The organism is Methylomonas rhizoryzae (assembly GCF_008632455.1).
GTDB classification, from domain to species: domain Bacteria; phylum Pseudomonadota; class Gammaproteobacteria; order Methylococcales; family Methylomonadaceae; genus Methylomonas; species Methylomonas rhizoryzae.
In genome coordinates this window covers 1,980,379-2,005,431 of record NZ_CP043929.1, presented here as the reverse complement: position 1 = coordinate 2,005,431, position 25,053 = coordinate 1,980,379, and the positions used below count along the sequence as shown (strand labels likewise).

Sequence of the window (25,053 nt, the reverse complement as noted above, 5' to 3'; positions counted from 1 at the left end):
ATTAATGGCTATTTTTCCAATCGAAAACCGCCGTAACCCGATTACCGCGGCCGTGAAACGTCACTTCACTACATAGCGCTTCGACCAGTTTAACGCCTCTGCCACTAAACCCCATGTTCTCATCCAAAGCCGGATGGGAGCGAGTTTTCCAATCGAAGCCATCGCCGCTATCGACAACTTTTATCGTCAACCGTCCCCCGTTTTCTCTAGGCACATGGTTAAAGGACATCTTTATCCAGCCGGTTTCCTTTTCATGCAAGCGCCGTTCTTTTAATTGATAGTACTCTAAAAAACCATCCGGAGACTTTTTAGTCCCGGAATTTAACTTTAATAAGCCGTGATCTAAAGCGTTGGCAAACAATTCGCTGACGATGATAAATATCGCCTGCCTATATTGCTGCAAACATTGAATATCGATTAACGAATTAACAAAAATCGGAACAGGATTAACGCTACGTAATGTCTTAATATCAAACATCATGCTTTCTTGCCACCGTAAAGGCTCAATATGTTTGGAGGCAATCTCGCATTCCGGCTGTATCCAGGGAACTTGGTCAACAATGCAGCACAATTGCACCAACGAAATATCGTCCGACTGCTGCGATCCCAGCGTGTATTCCTTCAAACTAGTCTGCAACGCATCCAAACCATTATCAGGATTCGTAGTGAGTGCATTTAAAACGCGTTGCGAGCCGAATTGCTCGGCACATTGATTGCGGGCTTCAAAAACGCCATCGGTCAGCAAATACAATCTGTGGTTATTGGTCACGCTAAAATTTTTAACCACAAATTGCTGTTCTTCTAAAATTCCTAAAGGAACATTTTTCGACTTTATTTTAATATAGCTCGCGTCAAGAGTATTAATTAAATAATGTTCCGGCAAACCACAGGAAATCACACTCAATACCTTAGATTCCGGATACAACGCAACCGCGGATGCCGCCAAAAACATATTGGCCGGCAACATTTTGCATAATTTGCTGTTAATCGATTGTACGATAGCCAGCAAGTCGAATCCTTTGCGCGACATTCCGTAAAAAATATCGGCCACAGGGGTAGCACCTATCGATGCGGAAAATCCATGTCCGGTGAAATCGCCCAGCAACAGATAAAGATTGTTATCCGGGGTTTTTTCCACCATCAAAACATCCCCGTTAAATAAAGACATCGGAGAAATAATGGACTTTACCGATGAAGTATTGAAATAGTTGCTTTGCAATATATTGCTAAATATTTTTGCAGCGATTTCCTGTTCTTGGGAAAACTGCGGTTTTTGCCCTTCTCTCTCCAGCTGCTGAGGATTATTGAGCCGGAGATTTCCAGCCAGCCTTAGCGCACTCTCCAAACTCAGCAGCAGCATTTCCTTATGAAACGGAAATGCAAGTACATTTTCAATGCCGGCGCAACGATAAGCAGCCAATTTAATATCATCAGGATCGTTAACAATGGCAACAACCGGTAGGTAATAGCTTAGACTTTTTCGAATGAACGGAATTAATTCGGCTAGATTTCGCTCGGCTAAAATTAATAAAATACTTACCGAAGCAATTTCTGCAATTGAAATATCGATTTTTTTAACGTTTGTAACGACCTTGCACTGGTACCCACATTTAGAAATAAATTCAATTGTTTGAATATTACCTTTACCCCAGTCGTCGACTAATAGCAAGACTTGCACAGTCGATTCAAGCTCTGATAGGTTATATTCCATTCCAGTAGGCCAAGCATGCATTGTAGGAATTCATGTAAATTCCATATTTTCTGTATATATTCTACGATTGACAGGGCGAGCAGAAGAGAAGGCGGATTTTATTATCAATTACTTAAGATATCGATAGCTTTTTGAATACATTCAACAGCCTCAATACCCGAATCGGTTAAATATCCGCCATCTTTCTGAGTAATCAAATTTTTATGCCAAAGCCGTTCCGCGGCGGCAATCATGTCCGGATCTGCATCACTATGCACCTTTATCCCCTCCTGAATAGAGGCGAGATTGAACAAGGTTAAAAGACGAAGTTCGTCGAGGATTTCATGATTTAAGGACATGATTAAATTCCAATGCTATATATTGAAGAATTAATTTATATTAGTTTTCAACCAGCTAAGCACTCTTTTGACTAACAACTGCGTGTCTTCCTTATAAGAGTGATCCAAGCCATCCAAGCGAATTTGCCAATACGCGGGGTTTTCCCGTGCCAAGACGCGACGCTGTCTGGCCGAGTAGAGCACGGCAGGCAAATCGAATTCCGCATAGATGTCCAAAAACGGTAACGCAAACCGTTGCAGAAATTCCTGCACGTTTGTTTGCGGCTGCGCAGCATCGGGCAAGCCTAAACTAATCGCTATTAAAGCCGACACGCCTTTAGCCGAAACCGTTAAAGAATAGGCCGCCATGTTCGCTCCCAAACCGTATCCAACGATAGCGATATTTTTTGCGCCACGCTCGCGCAGATAAGCCAATCCGGCTTGGATGCGGGCATTGGCCTCGTCAAACAGCGGATAGTATTCCTCCGCTCCCGCGCCTATTTCTCGTAGCGGCATCTGCACCGACAAGGACGCAAAACCGTGCAGGGGTAACTCGGTACGCAATAAATGAACGACCTGTTTTCTATCCGGATGTTGACCAATATCGTGCAATATCAAAACCGCATATGCGTTATCGGTTTTTTCCGCGTCAAGAAATAACCCTAAAAACTTATGGTCAAGCGCTGTCAGCCATACCACCTGCTCTATGGGCAAAATTTGCTGTATTTCGCCGGCGTAATCAAGCTCCCGAATACTATCGCCAGCCCATGCAAAGGCGGACACACAATACAAGAATAAAAGGCGTGAACGCCAAAAACTCACAAATAAGAGGAACCACCGCTATAGAAATCGCTGTAGGTGTAGTGTTTATGAGCATGACGCAACAACACCATTATGATCGACGCAAGCGGCAATGCTATCAATATTCCAAAAAAGCCGAACACCTGCCCGCCCGCTAAAACTGCGAATATCACCGCAACTGGATGGAGCCCGATTTTATTGCCTACCAGCCACGGCGTCAGCAGCATGCCTTCCATGCTCTGACCGATGGCAAAGACCGCAAGAACCCAGAACCAATGAAACACATCTTGAAATTGCAGTAACGCGGCAATCGATGCACTAATAATTCCTACAACCGCCCCCATATACGGCACGAAACTGATCAAGCCGGCCGTTAAGCCTATAGGTAATGCCAAATCCAAACCCACCCCCCATAAGCCGGCACTGTAAATACCTGCCAATGAGAGCATCACGTAAAATTGGCCGCGCAAAAATGCGCCCAATACGTTGTCGGCCTCCCTAGCCAACAAAGCCACTACGGAAGCCGAACGGCGCGGGAACAAATCGTGTACGCCCGCAACCAATACATCCCAATCGCGTAACAAATAAAACGTAATGACGGGTATAAGAATCAAATTCATTACCCAGCCGATCACAATGACGCCGGAATGAGAAACGGATTGTAATATACTCTGGGATACCGCCTCGCCGTCTTGCCAATATCCACGCACCAAATTCAATAATTGATCAATTTTGATGGGCCTTATGCCTTTACCCAAATATTTTTGTAAAATAGGAACAATAGACTGATTGAACCAATGTAAATAAGACGGCAATTTTTGAATGAATATTTCAATTTGATATTCGACGGTAGGCACTATAATCAAAAACAGCGTTGTCGCAGCGGCAAAAATTGCGACGAATACCAATAAAACCGCTGTTGTTCGGTTTAAGCGAAAGCCTCGATACTGTATTACCTCCAAACGATCCACCCACGGATCGCCAAGATAGGCCAAAACTGCGGAAACGGCAAACGGAGTTAAAATCGGCATCAATAAGTAAATCAAGCCGCATAAACCTATTGCCAATGCAATCAACAACCATTTTTGTGAGTCGCTCACGCTTCACCCCGATTCGGAAGCCGATTCTCGCCGCGATTTTATAATTTCCAATATTATAGGTAATATCGAAACCAACACTATAGCCAATATAGCCAATTCAAAATTTTGCTTGACTACCGGGATATTACCGAACCAATATCCGGCAATACTACATATGGATACCCAAGCAGCGCCGCCGATAATATTGTAGACAATGAAATAACCGTACGACATTCGGCCGATACCTGCGACGAATGGCGCAAACGTACGGATTACCGGCACAAAGCGAGCCAACACGATAGTCTTTCCACCATAGGTATCATAGAAAGCCTGGGCCTGGTCTAAATGTTTACGGTCTATCCAGCCTATATCGTAAGCTTTTCTGCCCAAGCTTCGACCGATGGCATAATTCAGTGTATCCCCGGCAATGGCAGCCAACGACAACAAACCTATCAACCAACCGAGCTCCAACGAACTGATGGAAACAAACGCGCCGGCCGCAAATAACAAAGAATCTCCTGGAAGAAACGGCATGACCACCAAACCGGTTTCGATGAAGATGACAATGAATAATATCGCGTAGGTCAAATTTCCGTATTCGCTTATGATATTAGCCAGATGTCTATCAATATGAATTAAAATATCGAATATGAATTGCAATAAATCCATGGGTAGTCCAAAACCATAATAGTGAGTAGTTCTAATAGAACAAATGCAAAGCGGCGACAGCAGCGCTCAACATGCCAAGAATAATAGCGACTATCCATAGCCATTTTTTCGACGCCTTAGTCGGCGTTCGCAACGTGTCCACACCTAAAATACGCGCATTGACCGCCTTGAACTTACCCCCGGCATCCGGGCCAACTTGGTACAGTATGACGTCGCCCTTAACCGGTCTTCTGGCCATGCCTTTCAATGCGGAGATATGGACGAAAATATCTTTGTCACCGTCCTCGGGCTGAATGAAGCCAAAGCCTCTATCGTCCTTCCAAGCTTTTAGCACACCTTTTTGAAAATTATCCGACATACCTTGCTCCATAAGTTCAGGCACCCGTGCCCCAAACATTCGCTTGGCGGCAATGACATAACCGCCCCGCGCCGTTTAGAAATCGAAAAATGAATTGATACGAACCGCCACTGCGATCTTTTCGAATCCGGCATCCAGCGTCCGGAAGAGTGACTAAATTTTGTCGCCGAAGACAGGCTATCTGCAACGCAGATCTTATCGATCGAGAGGATAGGCGTTCCAAGTATCAATGGAACGCCGGGATACATTAGAATTTTTTATCGATCAACACTTTGCCGTCGATCACCAATTTAGACACGCCGCCTAACTGCTGATGAAGAGTGCAAGTTGCGGTTTTGAAATTATCGCCCTGTTCGCCGGTCCATTCCAAAGTCACGTAGGTTTCTTTATCGGTATCGGTTTTGCTTGGAAAGAATACCTGCGAACCGGTTTTATTCTGTATCAGTTTCGGGCATTTTTGATTGGCCATTTCCTGCATGGCCACCAATGTCCGAATCTGGGAAGCGGCCTCTTTTTGTTCGTTAGATTGCTCTTTACTGGCCCCAACCAACAAGAAACCGACTACAAATACTCCGACAACGGCAATCACTAACTTCTGCGTTTCACTCATTGTTTTCTGCGTTTCACTCATTGTTGCTCTCCTCTTATAGTTGTTATGTTCGGCCTATCCGAAAAGTCGCGGGCCGGATTCTATGCCAGATTCGCGCCATCGGCAACGAATGATCCTAGCCCCGCGGAACTCCGAGCGAAACGACAGCTTAGGTTATGACTCCACCTGAGCAACCCAATCGCCAAGATTGTAATAGTTGGTAACCCGTGCAACTTTGCCGTCGCGTATGTCGAAAAATGCACCGGCAGGCAAACGGTATGTCTGGCCGTTCGCTTCCGGCAAGCCTTCGTCGGTATTCAAATATTCGCCTAACACTACAAATTCCGCAGCTGCTCGGCTACCGTCCTCGTTAGCCATGACGACCATATCGACCAGCTGCTCGCGGTAGTGATGGTTCATTTTGTCCATAAACTTGGCAAACGCTTCCTTGCCTTGTTCGCGCGATCCTTGATTGATGTCGTGCACCACGTCATCGGTCAACAAACTTAAGAAAGTATCCATGTCGCCATTGTTGAAGGCTTGATAATATTTCTCGATTAGTTGTTTAGCTTGCTGCATGCTTACGCTCGTACCATAAGGTTTAAAAGGACGCAGATTCTGCCAGAATCGCCAAAATTTTTCAGCCTAAAATTCGATGCCCTGTTCGGCTTTGATACCCGCTTGAAATGCATGTTTGACTGCCTGCATTTCCGTTACGGTATCGGCGACCGCCACTACTTCCGCCGCCACGTTCCGGCCGGTCAGAATCAAATGCAGCCAATGCGGCTTTTCGTCACGGATGAAATCGGCAATTTCCTGGCCGCTGATCCATCCGTATCCGCAGCAATAATTGATTTCGTCCAACACCACTAAATCATAACGCCCGGAAGTAATCTTTTGCTTGCTGAATTCCCAGATTTCCCGGCTGGTTTTAATGTCTTGTTCCGGATTTTGGGTATCCCAGGTAAAGCCGTCGCCTAAGGCGTGCCATTCGATGTTATCGAAGCGTTGCGCCGCATTATGTTCGCCGGTTTGCCATTGGCCTTTAATGAATTGAATCACGCAGACCTGCATACCCCAGCCGGCCGCTCTGAACGCCACGCCGAACGCGCTGGACGACTTGCCCTTACCTGCGCCGGTATTGACCAACACTACGCCGTGCCGCCGCTCTCTCGTTTTCATTTTAATCAGGCCTCAACGGCGAAAATGGTTTTGGATTTTAACGGCCAAGATCGTGGCCGCCAGTAAAAAGGTAACCGCGTTCGCGCAAATAATCGCCGTATCGCGTAAAAATATGCCGTAAATCAGCCATAGAAACACGCCCAAAGTAAATAATCCGTACATGCCGAACGATAAAGACTCGGTATCGCGCGTTTTCAAGGTTAATACGGCTTGGGGTACGAACGATACAGTCGTTAAAATCGCCGCCAGATAACCCACCAAATCGGGAACAATCCCCATCAAACGCCCACGCCTCCAATACGGTGCATTAAAAAATATCCTGCGGCAAGCAACAAAAACTGTAAAAAAGTCAGCAACCAGAAATAGCCGACGAACATCATGACTCGCACCGGCTTGTCTTGTTGTTTGTTTCCAACCATTAACCAACCGGCAGTTGCCGATATTGCCAAAACGGCGAGCAAGCCTAAAAGCGCCAGATGCATAAGTCTCAACGGGGTGGCGGCGGCGCCAAAACTTCCCGGGTGCCGTTGGTCTCGGCCGGACTGACCACGCCGGCGTTTTCCATTTCTTCTATGATGCGTGCGGCTCGGTTATAACCGATCTTGAAACGCCGCTGTACGCTGGAAATGGAGGCTTTGCGCGATTGGGTCACGAAAGCCACCGCTTCGTCGTACAGACTGTCCATTTCTCCGCCGTCACTTTCCGCGCCGGCCACCTCGCCGTTATCGTTGCGCTCTTGAGTGATCTCCTCCAGATAATCGGCCGGCCCGGTTTGTTTCAAAAACTCCACCACTTGATGAACCTCGTGATCGTCGACGAATGCGCCGTGCGCGCGTTGCGGAATACTGGTCCCCGAGGGTAAAAACAACATATCGCCGTTCCCCAGCAAGGCCTCGGCCCCGCCTTGGTCTATGATGGTCCTGGAATCGATGCGCGAGGACACCTGGAACGAAATTCTGGTCGGCACATTGGCTTTGATCAATCCGGTCAGCACGTCGACCGAAGGACGCTGAGTCGCCAACACCAAATGGATGCCGGCGGCGCGGGCCTTCTGCGCTAATCGGGCGATAAGCTCTTCCACTTTTTTGCCGACCACCATCATCATGTCCGCTAACTCGTCGATGACGATGACGATACTCGGCAAGCTGCTCAATAGCGGATAATCTTCCAGTGCCACCGGTGTTTCCGGCCTGAACAGCGGATCGCGCAACGGTTGGCCTTTCGCTTCGGCTTCTTTAACCGCATGGTTGTAGCCGGCTAAATTCCGCACACCCACGCTGGACATCAATTTGTACCGGCGCTCCATTTCGCCTACCGCCCAACGCAAGGCATTTTGCGCGTCTTTCATGTCGGTAACCACAGGCGTCAACAGATGCGGTATGCCCTCGTATACCGACAGCTCCAGCATTTTGGGATCTATCATGATCAAGCGCACGTCTTCCGGCTTGGCTTTGTACAACAAGCTCAGAATCATGGTGTTAATCGCAACCGACTTACCGGAACCGGTGGTGCCGGCTACCAGAGCGTGCGGCATCTTGCCTAAATCGGCGACAATAGGGTTGCCGGAAATGTCTTTACCCATCGCCAAGGTCAATTTGGACTTGGCCCGTTCGAAATCGTCCGATTCCAGCAAATCGCGCAACGACACCATTTCCCGTTCTTGATTGGGAATTTCCAAGCCGATCACCGACTTGCCTTGAATGACTTCGACGATGCGCACGCTGGTAACCGACAAGCCCCGCGCCAAATCTTTCGCCAAACTGCTGATGCGGCTGACTTTAACCCCCGCGGCCAACCGCAATTCGAAACGCGTGATTACAGGGCCTGGCAGAACCGCTTCCACTTCGGCGCTGATACCGTAATCCTGCAGCACTTCTTCGACTTGGCGGGAAATATCTTCCAACTCGCTGTCGGAATAGCGCTTGACTTTGATTTCACGCTTTTCCAGCAGGGATAGCGGCGGTAAGGCATTGCTGTAGACTTCGGCAGGGAAATCCGCCGGTTTAACCGTTTTCTTCTTGCCGCTTTTAGCGGTTTCGGGGCTTTTCCCGGTATCGGCGGTTGTTTCCCGGCTAGAAGCTTTAAGGATTTGGATAGCGTTGCGTTGCGCTTTGCTCTCGCCATCCTCCTCCTGTTCCACATCCCGCCGTTTTCTGGGCACCGCCGGTTTTTTCGCTTGCGGTTCGCGATTTCGGGCCGGGACCGCCACCGCTTGCCGACCGACGGCGGTGGCCGAGGATAAGGCAAATTTGCCTATCCAATTCATAACACTCAGCCACGACAAGCCGGTAAGCAAGGTAATCCCGGTCATAAACATGCCCAACAACAACAAGGTAGAACCCGAATTACCCAGTAGATGTACCAAATTATCGCCGATTTCCCTGCCTAAAATTCCGCCGGGGCTTTCCGGTAAATCGACCTTGCTGCGTAAAAAATGCAAATGCAAAAAGAAAATTGCCGAACCCGAAACCACGGTAGCGACGAAGCCGCCCGCCCGCAGCAACATTTGCCAACGCGTAGCTTGAATGCTGTCCAAGGCATACAGCACGTAGCCTATCCAAAAAATCATCAACGGCATCAAATACGCCATCAAGCCGACAAAGCTCAACACGAAATCGGCCAACCAGGCTCCGAACAAACCGCAGGCGTTGTTGATATCTTGGTACGAGGTGCTATGACTCCAACCCGGATCGTCGGAATTGAAGGTCAGCAAAGCAATCAGTAAAAAAAGCCCGCCGCAAGAAGATGCCAGCAAGGCAATTTCCCTATATCCGCGCGTATTTTTCTCTTCCACCACAGCACTCATGTTTCAATGCTCTCAAAGTTTAATCCCGATAAAACAGTATTATAGACGACTAACAGCAGATTCCGCTTGAACTCAGCGTAATTCCGGCCCGGCCGATAGCGGCTTTGCGGTTTTAACGCCCGCCGTTTGTCCGTATAATTTTCCCATCTCAAAACCGCATCCTGGAGAGCCCTCTAACATGGCTGACGCTAAACATTGCAAATTATTGATATTAGGCTCCGGCCCGGCCGGCTATACCGCGGCCGTGTACGCCGCCCGCGCAAACCTGAAGCCGGTGATGATTACCGGCATGCAACAAGGCGGTCAATTGACCACCACCACGGAAGTCGACAATTGGCCCGGCGACGTAGACGGGGTGCAAGGCCCGGAATTGATGGACAGAATGCTGCGCCACGCGCAACGTTTCGATACCGAGGTCATCTTCGACCACATCCACACCGCAGACCTGAGCCAACGTCCGTTTAGCTTGACCGGCGACTCGGGGGTTTATACCTGCGACGCCCTGATCATTGCAACCGGCGCCTCCGCCAAATATTTGGGTCTGGAGTCCGAGGAAAACTTCAAAGGCCGCGGCGTCTCCGCTTGCGCCACCTGCGACGGTTTCTTTTATCGCAACAAACCGGTCGCGGTCATAGGCGGTGGCAACACCGCCGTGGAAGAAGCCTTGTATTTGGCCAATATCGCTTCCGAAGTCGTGGTTATTCACAGGCGCGACAAATTCCGTTCGGAAAAAATCCTGGCGGACAAATTGCTGGAAAAAGCTCACTCCGGCAACGTGCGCATCGAATGGAACCATACCCTGGACGAAGTGTTAGGCGACGAAATGGGCGTCACCGGGGTACGGATCAAAAATGTAGACAGCGATGCAACGCAACAAATCGATGTTCACGGCGTATTCATCGCCATCGGCCATACGCCCAATACCGATATTTTTACCGGGCAGCTGGACATGCAAAACGGCTACATCGTGGTTAAAAGCGGCATCAACGGTAACGCCACGGCCACCAGCGTACCGGGCGTATTCGCAGCCGGAGACGTAATGGACTCGGTTTATAAACAGGCCATTACTTCGGCGGGTGCCGGCTGCATGGCCGCGCTGGACGCCGAAAAATACCTGGACGATTTAGCCGGATAATACCATCCGCATCCGCTAACCCGGCGTCCGGCAAACACGAGCGGCCGCCGGGTTTAGTCTCGGTTTTTCGCCACGAACGACATCATGTCCCTCACATCATCAGCGCACTCAGGTATATCGGCAGACCGTAAACCCTGCGAGCGGCGGTTTGCAGTGACAACCAAGCGAAACACGCCAGGCCGCTACGGCGCAGATAGCCCGTTGTTCTCCGTCAGCCTTTGACATGCAACTCGTCCAACTCGACTCCCGTAATCCTGGCCAAGCGTTTCCGCCCCTCGCTCTCGCCTTAAGCGATCCGGAGGGCTTATTAGCCTACGGCGGTTGCTTGTCGCCGCAACGTTTGTTGAATGCTTACCGGCACGGCATTTTTCCTTGGTACGGACCGGGCGAACCGATATTGTGGTGGTCCCCAAACCCGAGACTGGTACTGTTCCCCGATAAATTGCAGGTATCCCGCAGTCTGCGCAAAACCCTGCGCCGGCAGACTTTTGACGTCACTTTCGACAAGGCTTTCTCGACGGTAATGCAAGAATGCGCCGCGCCAAGAGAGGGACAACAAGGTACTTGGATCACGCAAGACATGCTGGCCGCGTACAGCGAATTACATCGTTTGGGCTACGCGCACAGTGTCGAAGCTTGGCACGACGGTGTATTGGCGGGCGGATTGTACGGGGTAACCATAGGCCGGGTTTTTTTCGGCGAGTCGATGTTTCACCGCCAGCGGGATGCGTCTAAAGTAGCCTTCGTTCAGCTCGTGCAACAGCTGACAGACTGGGGATACCGGCTAATCGATTGCCAAGTCAGCAGCGGCCATTTGCTTAGCCTGGGCGCGCAGGCAATACCTCGGACCCAATTCGCCGACCTGATCGCGGATTGGTGCGGCAACCCCGCCGCGGATAGCGCTTGGCAGTCGTCATGAACAGTGCGCTTCCGCTTTGGCTGACCTCGGAATCCGCCTGCGGCTATTTCGACGACCGTTTGTCGCAATCCATTGTGGTTCATCCGCGTTTCGCGATGAATTCGCAGCTGTACGAGCAATTGTTGGCGAAGGGTTTTCGCCGCAGCGGCGAGCAGGTCTATCGCCCGCATTGCTCAGGCTGCAACGCCTGCGTACCCACGCGCATCCCGGTTGCCGCCTTTAAGCCCAGCCGCCCGCAAAAGCGTTGCCAAAAACGCAATCTGGGCACAGAGGTTGTCATCAAGACACCGGAATTTACCGAGCGCCATTTCGAACTTTACCGGCTTTACCTCGCCAGGCGGCACGACGGCGGCCTGCGGCCGGAGATTACCCGCGAAGACTATCTGCATTTCTTGACCAGCAGCTGGTGCAACACTTGGTTCGTGGAGTTTTTGATCGACGGCAAACTGGCGGCGGTCGCCGTGGTGGATGCGTTTGCCAATGCCTTATCGGCGGTTTATACCTTTTTCGATCCGCAGTTCGACGCATACAGCCCCGGGGTTTACGCGGTGCTTTGGCAGATCGAAGAAGCAAAACGCCGTAATCTGGATTTTTTATACCTGGGATTTTGGATCGCGGACTGCCGTAAAATGCGCTACAAAAATCAATATCAGCCGCTGCAAGGCCTAATCGGCGATAGCTGGCAACCCGTTCAACCCCATCAACCTACTCACGAGGATTAAGCAGTGCCTAAAGCCAACGAACTCAAGCAAGGGACCGCGATAGAAATCAACGGCGAACCCTATGTCGTCAAAAATATCGAAGTTCGCAATCCGACCTCGCGCGGTGCTACCACGCTGTACAAAATTCGTTTCACCCACATGAAAACCCGGCAAAAGCTGGACGAAACGTATAAAAGCGACGACATGCTCAAGGCAGCGGATTGTTCGCGCTGTAACGTCCAATATTCTTACCAGGACGGCGACACCTACTATTTTATGAACAGCGAAACCTACGAGCAGTATGCGTTGTCCGCCGACGATCTGGAAGGCCAAACCGACTATTTAACCGACGGCCTGGAAGGCATCATCATGTTGCTGATGGACGATAGCGCACTCGGCATCCAGTTACCGACCACGATTACCCTCGAAGTCGTGGAAACGCCGCCGGCCATGAAAAGCGCCAGCGCCACCAACCGCACCAAAACCGCAAAACTGTCGACCGGCCTGGAAATACAAGTACCGGAATACATCGAAAGCGGCGAAATGATCAAGGTCAATACCGAAACCGGCAAGTTTTCGTCGCGCGCATAAAACCGGCTTGCCGGCAAAGTTGGCTATTTTGAAGGCTTTGTCGAGCGTACCTACCCAATCGCAGAACCAACCTCGTTCCGGCACCGCGGAACGAGGCGCCGCTCGCCTTATCCAAGCGACCACTTAAACCAACCGCTCAAAAGCGTTCGAAATTTTTCAAATCGTCGCGAAAAAAGCCCGGCCTTGCGGAGGCAAGCAACGCATGATTTTCCATTTTTCCGGCGCGCGTGGCGGCGTGCACCGGACGGGATTCTCTGGTCTTTTGCGCCAGTTGAAAAAAACTCATCAACGCTTGCAGTTGTTCGGCTTGCGCCGTCATTTCCTCGGCGGTGGCCGCCAATTCCTCGCTAGCCGAAGCGTTTTGCTGGGTAATTTGGCTCATTTGCCCCATCGCCGAATTGATTTGGCTGACCCCGGCCGCTTGTTCCTGCGAAGCCGCCGCGATTTCTTGCACCAAATCCGAAGTTTTGACGATACTCGGTACGATGGCGGCCAACAAGCCGCCCGCCGCTTCGGCGGTTTTGACACTGGACTGTGCCAACTCGCCGATTTCTTGTGCGGCGATTTGGCTACGCTCCGCCAGCTTGCGCACTTCCGCCGCCACCACCGCAAAGCCTTTGCCGTGGTCGCCGGCGCGAGCGGCCTCGATGGCCGCATTCAGCGCCAACATATTGGTTTGATAGGCAATATCGTCAATGATGCCGATTTTGGCGGCGATCGCATTCATCGCCTCTACCGTTAGCTTTACCGCTTCGCCGCCCTGATGCGCTTCTTTGGCCGCTTTGCTGGCCATGCCGTCGGTGACTTTGGCATTCTCGCTGTTTTGGTTGATGCTCGCCGCCATTTGCTCGATGCTGGCGCTGGTTTCCTCGACTCCGGCCGCCTGTTCGCTGGAAGCCTGCGACAAAGCTTGCGAAGTAGCGTTGACTTGTTCGGACGCGTTACCGAGCTGTTCCGCCGCCATGGCCACCTCGCTGATCGTCTGCGCCAATTTTTCCACGGTATTGTTTAGGCCCAGTTTCACCTGCTCGAAAGCCCCCTGATATTCGCGGGTGACCGTCTTGGTCAAATCGCCGTTTTCCATGGCTTGAGCCACCTCTATGGTATCCTTAAAGGCGGTATCTACCGTGCCCGACAACTGATTCAACAATTCCGCCACCTCTTTGGCGTACCCTTGTTTAGCCTGCAAATCCATCTTGACGTCGAAATTTCCCTGATTGGCCGCAGCCACCAAATCTTTGATTTCAGATATGATTTGCTTCAAACCGTCCTGCATGACCTTCATCGAATACATCAAACTCGTGCAATCTCCGCCCGCAAGTTGAATGGACGTGGAAAGGTCGCCTTCCGCAATCTTGTTCGCCACTTGCGCGGCCACATCCGGTTCGCCGCCCAGCTGACGCATTAAATTGACAATGATCAGCCAGCTCATCATGCCGATCACCAACAAAGCCAACACCCAGATAGCAATCGAAATTCCGGTCGCGCTGCTGCCGACGACAGCCGCATCGGCTAAAGCCTGATTGGCTAATTCGGAGTTATAGTCCAGCTCTTTCCAGATTGCGGCCTGCAACCGCTCGATCGCCGGCATCAAATTTTCCCTGACGGCTATCTCCGCATCTTTAGTGCGATTTTGCTTGGACAAATTTTGCACATTCAGCCGCTGAATATCGTAAGCAGCTAACAAGGACTTAACTTCGTCAAACATTTGCTGCTCTTTTTCGTCCGACATGCAATTTGCACCGCCGCAAGCAGTCGTCGTGTACGCCGCTAATGCTTGATCCAATTTGGCCCGCGCATCGTTGATCTTCACCTCCGCGCCGGCCATACCGGCTTCATCGGTAATGATGACGTGAAACAAGGAACGTTCGCGTAAATTGTCCAACTGTCCCAAAATATCGAAAAAGCTCCGATAAGTAGGCACGGTATTCAACCCTGCATAACTCGCCGTGTCATAAACCTTACCCAATTGCACGTAGCCGACGACGGCTATGGCGCTGATGCCAAGCAACGCCGAGCCGGCCAACGAGATCAATCTTTGTTTAACCGTCATTTGTCCCCCCTTCTTCAGGATATGCTGAGCGACGTGTTGATCCCTTCTCCGGCGAATCAATCACCTTAGCGATACGAGACAGCCCGGATAAGCGAAATTTTAGTGTAGTTGAGCTTTCAGGGAATATCCCAACAATCCCCCTCCTCAGAACCGTTCTTGCCCAAGCTGAACCGCCGGCGGAACTTATCCCCACATCGAATGTTCATTGCATATACTGAAGCGGCAAATCGGCATTGCCGGAAAGACGAACGCCGGCATAGGCTCTAACAACCGTGTTGCTATGCATTGCATTCATTACACAACACACTGGAACGCAGATACTGTTTCAGCTAACCGGCACGCACAGCCTGGGGGAACATAGCCATGAATCAGAATAATTTGGAAAACATCGGCCAATACCTGCTCAACCGGCTTTATGCCGCGGGAGTAACGGACATGTTCGGCATACCCGGCGACTACGTGCTCGGTTTTTACGATTTGTTGGTCAAAAGCCCGATACGCCACATAGGAACCACCCGAGAGGATAGTGCCGCCTTCGCCGCGGACGGCTACGCGCGTTGCCGCGGCTTGGGGGCTTTAGCCGTCACTTACGGCGTCGGCGCTTTGAATACGGTCAATGCCGTTGCCGGCGCTTTTGCGGAAGCGTCGCCGGTCGTGGTGATTAGCGGCGCGCCGGGCGTGCAGGAACAAATCGACGATCCCTTGTTGCACCACCGCTTCGGCCCGTTCAATTTTCAACGGGAAATCTTCGAACGCATCACCTGCGCCACCGTGGTCCTGTCGGACCCGGTAATCGCTTTCAGACAAATCGACCAGGCCATCGCCGCCGCCAAACGTCATTGCAAACCGGTATATATCGAAATTCCGCGCGATCAGGTCGGCGCGCTGGGTTACCCCTTGCCGGTGGAAGCCGTGCCCGGCTTTACCAGCGATCCTACTGCGCTGGCGGAAGCGGTCGCCGAAACCTTGACCCTGCTGGCCCAAGCCGATTCGCCCAGCATCGTCGCCGGCATCGAACTGCACCGGCGCGGCCTGCAAACCGCAGTACTTGAACTGGTGGAACGTACCGGCGCACCGGTAGCCGCTACCTTGACCGGCAAATCGGTAATCGCCGAACGCCACCCGGCTTACCTCGGCATCTACGAAGGCGCCATGAGCACCGAGTACGCGCGTTACGTGGTCGAACAATCCGATCTGGTCCTGATGCTGGGCGTCACCTTGAACGACATAGACACCGGCATTTATACCGCCAAACTTAACCCGCGGCATATGATACGGGCCGCTCAGGACGAGGTCGTGATCAGCTCGCACCGCTATCCCAAAGTAGCGCTGGCCGACTTTTTACCGGCCTTGGTCGCCGCGCTGGCTCCCAACGACGAACGCTTCGTCGCCAAAACGACTGCCGTCGGCGCCCCGGACTTTCCGCTAGCCGATAAGCGGATCAGCATGCAACGCATGATAGGCCGTTTGAACCAAGCGCTTACTCCGGAATTTATCGCGGTTTGCGACGTCGGCGACTGTATGTTCGCGTCCATCGATTTACGCGTACACGAGCAAAGCGAATTTTTATCCTCCGGCTTTTATACCACGATGGGTTTTGCGGTACCGGCCGCCTTGGGCGCGCAAATCGCCCGTCCCGACAAACGCGCGCTGATCTTGGTCGGCGACGGCGCTTTTCAAATGACCGGCACCGAGTTGGCCACCCACGCTCGCTACGGTTTAGCGCCCATCGTAATCGTGTTCAACAATCAAGGCTACAACACCGAACGCTTCATCCTGGAAGGGCCGTTCAACGACATCAGCGATTGGCATTTCGAGCAACTAGGTCAGTTGTTCGGGCCGCTGCAAGGCTTCGTCGCCGACACCGAACAAAGTTTCGAACAGGCGTTGCTTGCTAGCATCGCCCAACGCGACATGCCCAGCATCATCAACGTGCGCCTGGCGCCCAGCGATACCTCGTCGGCAATGCGGCGCTTGGCCGAACATATGCACGACAAAGTCAAAACCGGCGCCTAAATCCGGATACGACATGGAAGATCTGCTCGAACAGCTTAATTTCAACCTGCTCATCGTGCGGATCGGCCGCCGCGGCTGCGAAGCCGCCGACGCCCGCATCCGCCGCGTCAACCGCACCGCTGCGCAGTTATTAGGTTATCAGGAAGCGGAACTCGCCGATCAACCGTTGACCGCGATCTTGGAAAGCCGGGAGCTGGCGATTTGGCAACAAGCCCTGAGCGATCTGAAAGCTTCCGACAATTGTTTCGGGGCCAAAGTCATTACCAAACAGCGGCTGTCTTTTCCGGCGGTGCTGTCGATTTCGCCATTACCGCAGGCTAGCGACGAGGATTTTGTACTGGTGATTCAAGCGCTCAAATCCAGCAACGATTTTCTGGTGATGCGCCGGGTAGTGGAACAAAGCGCCAACGCCGTAATGATTACCGACCGCGACGGGGTTATCGCCTACGTCAACCCCAAATTTACCGTGATGACCGGTTACAGCTCCGAGGAACTATTGGGCCGGCGGCCGTCCATGTTGCAATCCGGCAAAATGAGCGGCGACGATTACCGGGCGATGTGGAATGCGCTAATCGAATCCGGCGAGTGGCAGGGCGAAATGTTGAACAAACATAAAGACGGTCATTTGTACTGGGTGCACGAAAGCGTCAGCGCAATCCGTAACAGCCGCGGCGAAATCAGCCATTTTTTGGCGATCGAAGACGATGTCAGCCAACGAAAAGCCACCGAAATGGCGTTGGAAGAAAGCGAACAACGCTTCAGGCAAATGGCCGAGTTATCCGGCGAATGGCTGTGGGAACAAGATCCGCAAGGTTATTATCTGTACAGCAGTGTCGCGGTCGAACAAATTCTAGGGTTAAGCCAACAGCAAATCATCGGCAAACACTACACCGAACTGCTGACGGCCCAGGACAAGCAAGCCCAAACCACTTTCTCCAACAGCCAGCGCTCCTTTCACGCCTTGGTCAACCATTACCGGCATAAGGACGGTCATCTGGTCATCACCGAATCCACCGGCCTGCCGCTGACGGACGCCAACGGCAAACTGCTGAAATGGCGCGGGGTAGACAGAGACATTACCGCCCGCATGCAATACCAGAACGCGCTGATCGAATCGGAAAAGCGCACCCGTCTGATCTTGGAAAGCTCGATCAACGCCATCGTAATCATGGATGCTTACGGGATGGTCACCGATTGGAACCAACGCGCCGAAACCCTGTTCGGCTGGTCCGCGCAGGAAGCCATAGGCCGGCGCCTGGACCGGCTCATCATCCCGGAACGGTTTCGCGCCGCGCATCGGCAAGGCATGCAGCAATTTCTAAAAACCGGTCAAAGCGCAATCTTGAACCGGCAAATCGAACAAATCGCGGTACGCCGCGACGGCAGCGAATTTCCGGTGGAACTGAGCATTTCCCCGCTGAAACTCGGCAACAGCTATATTTTCAGCGGCTTCATTCACGACATTAGCAGCCGTAAAGCGGCGGAGCAACGCATACGTCAGGCCCAGGTCGAATTGGCCGTCGCACAAAACGAGTTGAAAATCGCCCAGCGCATCCAAGCCAATTTGTTGCCAAGCTCGGCCATTGCCACCGACCAGTTCGAAATAACCGGCGTTTGCTTGCCGGCCGATAAAGTCGGCGGCGATTACTACGATTATTTCTATCGCGACGCCGAACATGTCGATATCGTCATCGCCGACGTATCCGGCCATTCGATAGGCCCATCGTTGTTTATGGCGGAAACTCGCAGCGCATTGCGGGTACAAACCGGCAGCCCGGCTTCGCCGGCCGCCTCCTTATCCGCGTTGAATCAATTCTTGTTCGACGATTTGGACCACGCCGATTACTTCATCAGCTTGTTTTACATGCAGATCGATTTATCCCGGCGCTTGATGCACTTTGCCAATGCCGGCCACCCGCCACCGTTGCTGTGCCCATCCAACAACGCCGACATCGTGGAATTAGACGCGGACGGCCTGCTGATCGGGGTACGAAAGCACGTCGAATTCGCCGAACAAACCGCGCAATTGAACGACGGCGACCTGGTATTGTTTTATACCGACGGCTTGATAGAAGCCGAAAATCCGCAACAGGAATTCTTCGGCATACAGCGGGTGAAACACATCCTGACCGCCGAGCGCGAGTCCGAACCGCAAGCCGTGATTGACGCGCTGTTAGCCGCATTAGTCGACTTTTGCCAACGCGATAACTTCCACGACGACGTCACTTTGGTCGTGCTGCGTTGGAAATCCGCTTAATCGGGCATGGGCTCGCGCCCAAACAAAAAAAGCCCGTCCGAAAGCGGGCCGGACGGGCCTGGGGAGTAAGCTGAGGTTTGAAAAAACCGGTCTGACCTTATCGTTAGCACGGTGCTGCAAAATAGAACCCGGCGTTCCTTGCCGGTATGACGAGCTTCCTTAATTCTTTTTCCTGCGTCGGCGGTTACGGCAACCAACCGATGCGATCGCGCCCCCCCGGTGCAACCAGTGAATTCGCTTGGAAATAACTTTCCAAAGCATCCAAATCCAACGCGCCGCCCAACCGGTCGGTGCCTTGGGTCAGGACGTAAAACTGGTCGCCGCCGTCGGCCATAAAGCTGTTGACGGTTATCCGGTAACCGGCATCCGGCTCAACCTCGATACCGCCGATTTTGATGCTGGCCGGATCGACGTTGTCGCATGCCGTGCCTTTTTCCTGCCAGGTGTAACTAAAACTTGCCGATACTTGCAAAATCCGGTTGAAAGGTTGACCGCTAGCCGGAGCGCCCGCGGGATAACCTTCGGTACAGCCGGTAAACTGCTGTTCCAGCAAGGTATGAATTTGCGCCCCGGTCAAGGTCAAGGTCACCAGACTGTTGCCGAAGGGCTGCACGGTAAAGGCCTCGCCGTAACTCACCTTGCCGTCGCCTTCCGCGGCGGCGCCGGAGGCGAAACTCAAATCGGCGCGGATGCCGCCCGGATTCATAAAGGCCGCCACCGCCTCGCCGAAACCGACGGCGGCCGTTGCCGCCCATTGCGCATCGGCGATCACATCGCCCAGCGCGGATTCGCCGGCCGCCGTCGCGGTACGGGTAATATCGGCGCTAATGCTGCCTATCACCCGGTTGGCCACCGGTTGAGCAATCGCTTTGTAATGGTCGACAATCGCTTTGATATCCGTATTCGGAAGCACATCGGCGCTGCTCCGGTCGACGACGATGTTGTTGGCTTGCACGTCGACCACCTCGCCGCTGGCGCGGTTGATGCTGACATCGATGTCGGTCAGCACCCTGCCCTGCGCGTTGGCGCTGGTGACCGAAATCAGCCTGCCCGCCCGATTAGGCAAGCGGCAGTTATAAGCTTGATGGGTATGCCCTGAAATCACCAAATCCACCGCGTCGTCCAGTTGATTGACGATGCCTTGCAACGGCGAACCGTCCAAGCCCTCGTCGCAGTTATTGATGGTCGATTCGCTTTGGGTCACCGGTATGGTACCGCCCTGGTGCAGCAACACCACGATAGCTTCCACGCCGCGCGCGCGCAGCTTGGGCACCAGCGCGTTGACCGTGGCGGCTTCGTCTTTGAAACTCAAGCCGGCTACGCCGCTGGGGGTAACGATGGTCGGCGTCTCCTTCAAAGTCATGCCGATAAACGCCACCCGCACGCCGCCGATCACGTTAATCGCATAAGGTGCGAACAAGGTTTTGCCGCTGGCCGCGTCTACCACGTTTGCCGCCAAAAACTTGAATTTGGCGCCTTCGAACGGCACCGGAGTGCCGACATCGGCACCGCGGCAAGAATTAGGATCGCTAGGGTGGCAACCGCCGTTTTGCATACGCAACAGCTCGGCTTTACCTTCGTCGAATTCATGGTTACCGACCGCATTCAGCGCCAAACCGAGCCGATTCATGGTTTCAATGGTAGCTTCGTCGTGAAACAAAGCCGAAACCAATGGCGTTGCCCCGATTAAATCGCCGGCCGATACCACGATGCTGTCCGGGTTGCGGCTTCGCAGCTCCGCTACGTAGCCGGCCAGCCAATCCACGCCGCCGACCGGAATGCTCGCCGAGCCGCTGGGCGTAGGGCGAAAATTGCCGGGCGATTCCAATTGGCCGTGAAAATCGTTAAATGCCACGATTTTGATGGTTTTGGTCGGGGTGGTGGAAGGCGCCGCGCAAGCGTTGCCTATCAAACCCAAACTCAAACCCAAAGCCGCGGCGCCGGTTAAATTTTTCAACGTCATGCTCGTCCTCCCGCTTAACGCTTGCCGATACGGCCGCGGGAAACCCCGCTCAGCAAGCCCAAACCGGCGCCGAACAACCAAACCGCAGCCGGTACCGGCACCGCAGTCACACTGACCGCACCTAAGGCTGCATTGATGCTTAACCCGGAATCGTCGGTAGCGGACCCGCTCAGCAAACCGCTAATGCTATGACTGCCGGCGTCCAACCAATACACGGCTCGGCTGTAAGCGGTATTGGCGTATGCTGCGTCGAAATCGGCTGCGACGCTGTCCGGGTAGCTGGCGGCCGGCACCGAGGTTTCTCCCAACCAATCGCCGTTGTCGAACACTTGAAAGCGGTCACCGGCGAAACCGGCGTCGACCACCCGCAAATACGCCGGGGCCGTCAAATTAAAATCGAAACTCAATGCCTCGCCGTCCAAATCTATCCATTCCAATCCGCCGGACAAAGACGCCCATTCGTCAACGTCGAAGGCGTACCAAGTGCCGTCGGCCGTCAAGGTAGCCGCCTGCGCACAAGTCGCGGCCATGCTCAGCAAGCCGGCCAAACACACTTTTTGCAAGTTCATAAACTATCTCCCGGCCGAGGCGACGCAACGGTCGCTGGCTTTTACGATCAAGCGGCTATTATGCGAGCGCATGGCCGCCAGACCGGCGCAAACGCTGCCGAACAACCAAATCGTGCCCGGTAACGGCACGCTGGCCGGCGCCACGCTGAAACTCGCGGTATCGGGTGTTTGCAGGGATTGATCGCCGCCGACCAAAATCGACCAATTGGCCGCATCGTTGACCAAGGCCGCATAATCGGCGAACTCGCTCAAGCCGCTTCTAGGACCTATGTATTCGGCATAATCGCTACTATCGGTCAACACCACGGCATTGACCCCGGCGCTCAACCCGGTCGGCACGATATTGACATCGCCCTCGCTGGAGATAGCGGTTAGAAAAATTCCGGGCGTGCTGTAATCGCTGCCCAAATAGGCATAGAGGGTTTCGCTGGTAGCGCTGATTCCGAAATTGCTGCCGCTGCCGCTTAACGTTCCGACCGAAACCGAACGGCCGGCTTGGTCGATGTTGCTAAAGCGAATCACCGTGCCGGCCGAAATCGCGTTATTGCCGGTGTGCCAACTATGAAACGATTCGCCGCTGTTAAAACTGCTGCCGTTCCATTCGTTGTCGCTGAAGAAAATGGTGGTATCGGCGGCGATATCGACGAACGTCGTCATCGCCCAGCCGTCTTCGTCGGCGTTGAACGCCGTAAACGCCAAATCACCGCTGGTTAAAGCGGCTGAAGCTTGACCGCTCAACAACGCCAAGCAGGCTGAGGCCAGTAAAGTGCGAAACATAAAAATCCCTCCGGTCGGTTAGCTATCGAAACTGCGGCCAGCTTAGGGATTTTTTGTGATGGGCTTATGATTTAGGCGTGAACATTCGATGAAACGTATTACACGGTCCGACGCACACCGGGAATGGGGCATTGAGTTCGGGAGGTGCACGATAAAGCCGGTTAGTAGTTCGCGCCATCAATACGCTTACTCATCGCGCAAGCTCCCAGTTCAATTTTTTCCAGCGGAAAACGAGCGGGACGGCATTCTTATCAGCAAGGCCTTCAAGATATTCGCCTTGAGTTCAGCTACTGAAGGGACGCGGATATGGCGGGAATGGACAGATGATCTTCAATAATTACCATGCCATGCAGTTTATCCGGGAGGTCAAAAACGAACGGCTGACGGAGTCTATGATTCTGCATCTGCACGATGTCCTGACCGAAAACACCTTGGAGGACCCTAAAAAAACCGGTCAGTATCGGGAAGCCGGTGACGATATTCACGTGGTCGATGCCACCGCCTCGGTGTTGCTGCATACCCCGCCCGATGCTGCCGAGCTGCCGGACAGAGTCGCCAAACTATGCGCCTTCGCCAACGATACCGACGCCCAGGAATTCATCCACCCGGTTATTCGGGCGATTGTGCTGCATTTCATGATCGGTTACGACCATCCGTTCGTGGACGGCAACGGACGTACCGCCAGGGCGTTGTTTTACTGGTCCATGGCAAGCCAAGGCTATTGGCTGATGGAGTTTACTTCCATATCGCAAATCATTAAGCAAGCGCCGGCGCAATACGGCAGAGCCTATCTTTATTCCGAAACCGACGATAACGATTTGACGTATTTCATCGTGTATCAACTGGAAGTCATCAGAAAAGCCATAACTGCTCTACATCAATATCTGGAAAAGAAAACGGCGGAGATATTCGAGATAGAGCAATGCCTGGAAGGCTCGGCTTTACAAGGCAAATTAAACCACAGGCAGTTGGCGATTCTGAGACATGCGCTGGATCACCCGACGACCATCTACACCATCCAGCAACATCAGGCCGCCCATAAACTCAGCTACCAAACCGCGCGCACCGATTTACTCAAAATGGCGGACGAATTTCATATCCTGAGCAAGCGCAAATATGGAAATGCCTTCGTTTTTTTAGCCCCCCCCCCCGATCTCGGACAGAAACTGACTCAACTGGAAGCACGCTATAAGGCCAGACAGGGGGCGTAGGAGATTAAGGTAACAATTGCCGGTTTTCGGAAGCGGAGGTGTTTTGGGGTTTGGTGGTTGCTATCGGCCATTAGCAGGGTGTTGAAATTTGCCTATATGCCTTCGGCTTCAAAACCATTTTTTGGTTTTGTTGGGCTTCTGGAAGCCCGATCACACCTCAAAAACCGGTTTTAGCCGGTTATATTCGCCCCGAAGGGCGTTAAATTCCGCCTTTTGGCGGATTTCAGGCGCACCACCGCCTAGGCGGTACTGTATCGCCAGCCGAAAATGGTACCCATGCGCGTCAGGTTATAGGCGGCAAAGGTAAAAATCGTTTGCGCGGCGACCTTCTTTAACCCCCGGAACTTGGTTTGGCGTAGCGGGCCGACTGTCTTGGCCCAACCGAAGACTTCTTCGATCCGCTTACGGATTTTGAGACTTTTACGGTAACCGTCGTGCCGGGTTGTGCGACCGTCAATGGCGGAGCCTTTGTCTTTGCTGGCGACATGCGGCGTGACTTTGCGCTGGCGTAACTTGGCGACAAAATCCTGCGTATCGTAATTTTTGTCGGCGGCCAAGGTCGCGCCCGGTTTGTGGATCGTGCGTTTGACCATGGCATGGGCCGCCTCGCGTTCTGCGGTGCCGGTGGCCTGGGTGACTTCGACGTCGACGACCAAGCCATTACGGTTCTCCATCAAGGCATGACCGAGGAAAGCCAGCTGAGACTTGTCGCCCTCGCTCTTTTTGTACAACCGGGCATCGGGATCGGTGCGTGATGCGTGGGTTTCGTTACTGCGTTTCTCGCCCTTGAAGTTGACCGTGGGATTGCGGCCGCCGTCTTCCGGCGGCGGGGTCGAGCCGTCTTTTTTGACGAAACTTTTGTGCGAGGCCCAAGCTTGAATCAGCGTGCCGTCCACCGAGAAATGCTCGTCAGAGATCAGCTGTTTCCACTCGGCCAAGGCCAGTACCCGTTCGAAAAACAAACGACTGATCCGTTCGTTGAGCAAACGGTCGCGGTTGGCGCTGAAGGTCGAGTGATCCCACACCTCGTCATCTATCGTCAAGCCGACAAACCAGCGGTACAAGAGGTTGAAGTCGATATGCTCCACCAGTTGCCGTTCCGAACGGATGGAAAATAGCACTTGCAACAAACTGGCGCGCAACAAGCGTTCCGGCGGAATGGAATCTCGACCGCGACGAGCGTAGAGCGCGTCGAACTCGTCGTTTAGCGTGGCGAGCAACAAGTCGACCACTTGACGCAGCTTGCGTAGCGGATGCTTTTTGGGAATCCGGCTTTCCAGGGTTCGGTAACTGAACAGGTCTTCTTGAGTAATGTCGGCGCCGCGCATGGGGACAGTGCAATATATTGG

The 25,053-nt window shown here is 52.9% G+C and carries 24 protein-coding genes; 7 read left to right on the top strand and 17 right to left on the bottom strand.

The genetic code is table 11. The annotated features are described in order from the left end of the window. Position 1 precedes the first annotated feature (1 nt). The 12 genes from F1E05_RS09170 to F1E05_RS09115 form a co-directional block, all read right to left on the bottom strand. Positions 2-1,732 (bottom strand): ATP-binding SpoIIE family protein phosphatase, encoded by a 1,731-nt coding sequence (locus tag F1E05_RS09170; protein WP_150048003.1) that lies wholly within the window; start codon positions 1,730-1,732, stop codon positions 2-4. 83 nt (positions 1,733-1,815) lie between these two features. Further along, the gene (locus tag F1E05_RS09165; RefSeq protein ID WP_150048002.1) at positions 1,816-2,049 is read right to left on the bottom strand and encodes a TIGR02647 family protein; all 234 of its coding nucleotides are present in this window, start codon (positions 2,047-2,049) and stop codon (positions 1,816-1,818) included. Between the two features lie 30 nt (positions 2,050-2,079). Continuing rightward, entirely contained in the window at positions 2,080-2,811 is a 732-nt protein-coding gene (locus F1E05_RS09160) for a DUF3530 family protein (RefSeq protein WP_232056831.1), read from the bottom strand. Positions 2,812-2,846: 35 nt separating this feature from the next. After that, positions 2,847-3,929, bottom strand: coding sequence for an AI-2E family transporter (locus tag F1E05_RS09155; protein ID WP_150048000.1), 1,083 nt, complete (start codon positions 3,927-3,929; stop codon positions 2,847-2,849). Between the two features lie 3 nt (positions 3,930-3,932). Continuing rightward, positions 3,933-4,577: a DedA family protein gene (locus F1E05_RS09150; protein ID WP_150047999.1), complete on the bottom strand. Its 645-nt coding sequence runs from the start codon at positions 4,575-4,577 to the stop codon at positions 3,933-3,935. A gap of 31 nt (positions 4,578-4,608) precedes the next feature. After that, a complete protein-coding gene (locus tag F1E05_RS09145; RefSeq protein WP_150047998.1) occupies positions 4,609-4,935 on the bottom strand; it encodes a cold shock domain-containing protein in 327 nt (108 codons plus the stop codon). 247 nt (positions 4,936-5,182) lie between these two features. Continuing rightward, the gene (locus tag F1E05_RS09140; protein WP_150051896.1) at positions 5,183-5,545 is read right to left on the bottom strand and encodes a hypothetical protein; all 363 of its coding nucleotides are present in this window, start codon (positions 5,543-5,545) and stop codon (positions 5,183-5,185) included. A gap of 153 nt (positions 5,546-5,698) precedes the next feature. Continuing rightward, the gene (locus F1E05_RS09135) at positions 5,699-6,103 is read right to left on the bottom strand and encodes a ketosteroid isomerase-related protein (protein ID WP_150047997.1); all 405 of its coding nucleotides are present in this window, start codon (positions 6,101-6,103) and stop codon (positions 5,699-5,701) included. A 66-nt stretch (positions 6,104-6,169) separates the two neighbouring features. After that, on the bottom strand, positions 6,170-6,706 hold the full coding sequence (gene cobO, locus F1E05_RS09130) for a cob(I)yrinic acid a,c-diamide adenosyltransferase (protein WP_150047996.1): 537 nt from the start codon (positions 6,704-6,706) through the stop codon (positions 6,170-6,172). Between the two features lie 12 nt (positions 6,707-6,718). Next, complete coding sequence (locus F1E05_RS09125) at positions 6,719-6,985, bottom strand: SemiSWEET transporter (RefSeq protein WP_150047995.1); 267 nt, start codon at positions 6,983-6,985, stop codon at positions 6,719-6,721. Further along, positions 6,985-7,188, bottom strand: a complete 204-nt coding sequence (locus F1E05_RS09120) for a hypothetical protein (RefSeq protein WP_150047994.1) — start codon at positions 7,186-7,188, stop codon at positions 6,985-6,987. The genes F1E05_RS09125 and F1E05_RS09120 overlap by 1 nt, the downstream gene beginning before the upstream one ends. Before the next feature lie 5 nt (positions 7,189-7,193). Next, positions 7,194-9,512 carry a DNA translocase FtsK gene (locus F1E05_RS09115; protein WP_150047993.1) on the bottom strand — a complete coding sequence of 773 codons (2,319 nt, stop codon included), beginning with the start codon at positions 9,510-9,512 and terminating at the stop codon, positions 7,194-7,196. Between the two features lie 178 nt (positions 9,513-9,690). Here F1E05_RS09115 and trxB point away from each other — a divergent pair, with 178 nt between their 5' ends. The 4 genes from trxB (at position 9,691) to efpL (ending at position 12,858) form a co-directional block, all read left to right on the top strand. After that, positions 9,691-10,647, top strand: a complete 957-nt coding sequence (gene trxB / locus F1E05_RS09110) for a thioredoxin-disulfide reductase (protein WP_150047992.1) — start codon at positions 9,691-9,693, stop codon at positions 10,645-10,647. A gap of 223 nt (positions 10,648-10,870) precedes the next feature. Next, the gene (aat, locus tag F1E05_RS09105; protein WP_150047991.1) at positions 10,871-11,566 is read left to right on the top strand and encodes a leucyl/phenylalanyl-tRNA--protein transferase; all 696 of its coding nucleotides are present in this window, start codon (positions 10,871-10,873) and stop codon (positions 11,564-11,566) included. Next, the gene (locus F1E05_RS09100; protein ID WP_150047990.1) at positions 11,563-12,288 is read left to right on the top strand and encodes an arginyltransferase; all 726 of its coding nucleotides are present in this window, start codon (positions 11,563-11,565) and stop codon (positions 12,286-12,288) included. The genes aat and F1E05_RS09100 overlap by 4 nt, the downstream gene beginning before the upstream one ends. A gap of 3 nt (positions 12,289-12,291) precedes the next feature. Further along, complete coding sequence (efpL, locus tag F1E05_RS09095; protein WP_150047989.1) at positions 12,292-12,858, top strand: elongation factor P-like protein EfpL; 567 nt, start codon at positions 12,292-12,294, stop codon at positions 12,856-12,858. Between the two features lie 136 nt (positions 12,859-12,994). Here efpL and F1E05_RS09090 read toward each other — a convergent pair whose 3' ends face one another. Beyond that, positions 12,995-14,911 carry a HAMP domain-containing methyl-accepting chemotaxis protein gene (locus F1E05_RS09090; protein WP_150047988.1) on the bottom strand — a complete coding sequence of 639 codons (1,917 nt, stop codon included), beginning with the start codon at positions 14,909-14,911 and terminating at the stop codon, positions 12,995-12,997. A 363-nt stretch (positions 14,912-15,274) separates the two neighbouring features. Here F1E05_RS09090 and F1E05_RS09085 point away from each other — a divergent pair, with 363 nt between their 5' ends. Together F1E05_RS09085 and F1E05_RS09080 are read left to right on the top strand one after the other, a co-directional pair. Continuing rightward, complete coding sequence (locus F1E05_RS09085; RefSeq protein WP_150047987.1) at positions 15,275-16,927, top strand: alpha-keto acid decarboxylase family protein; 1,653 nt, start codon at positions 15,275-15,277, stop codon at positions 16,925-16,927. Positions 16,928-16,940: 13 nt separating this feature from the next. Further along, positions 16,941-19,184 carry a PAS domain S-box protein gene (locus F1E05_RS09080; protein ID WP_150047986.1) on the top strand — a complete coding sequence of 748 codons (2,244 nt, stop codon included), beginning with the start codon at positions 16,941-16,943 and terminating at the stop codon, positions 19,182-19,184. Positions 19,185-19,368: 184 nt separating this feature from the next. Here F1E05_RS09080 and F1E05_RS09075 read toward each other — a convergent pair whose 3' ends face one another. From F1E05_RS09075 to F1E05_RS09065, 3 genes are read right to left on the bottom strand one after another with little or no spacing between them, the layout of a single operon-like run. Then, on the bottom strand, positions 19,369-21,147 hold the full coding sequence (locus F1E05_RS09075) for a bifunctional metallophosphatase/5'-nucleotidase (protein WP_150047985.1): 1,779 nt from the start codon (positions 21,145-21,147) through the stop codon (positions 19,369-19,371). Positions 21,148-21,161: 14 nt separating this feature from the next. Continuing rightward, a complete protein-coding gene (locus F1E05_RS09070; protein WP_150047984.1) occupies positions 21,162-21,716 on the bottom strand; it encodes a hypothetical protein in 555 nt (184 codons plus the stop codon). Positions 21,717-21,719: 3 nt separating this feature from the next. Then, positions 21,720-22,493 (bottom strand): hypothetical protein, encoded by a 774-nt coding sequence (locus F1E05_RS09065; RefSeq protein WP_190303291.1) that lies wholly within the window; start codon positions 22,491-22,493, stop codon positions 21,720-21,722. 323 nt (positions 22,494-22,816) lie between these two features. Between F1E05_RS09065 and F1E05_RS09060 the strand changes: the two genes are divergently transcribed. Next, the gene (locus tag F1E05_RS09060; RefSeq protein WP_150047983.1) at positions 22,817-23,704 is read left to right on the top strand and encodes a Fic family protein; all 888 of its coding nucleotides are present in this window, start codon (positions 22,817-22,819) and stop codon (positions 23,702-23,704) included. A 239-nt stretch (positions 23,705-23,943) separates the two neighbouring features. Here the strand turns inward: F1E05_RS09060 and F1E05_RS09055 are convergent, their stop codons facing one another. Further along, positions 23,944-25,032: an IS5 family transposase gene (locus F1E05_RS09055; protein ID WP_150046768.1), complete on the bottom strand. Its 1,089-nt coding sequence runs from the start codon at positions 25,030-25,032 to the stop codon at positions 23,944-23,946. Between the last annotated feature and the right edge of the window lie 21 nt (positions 25,033-25,053).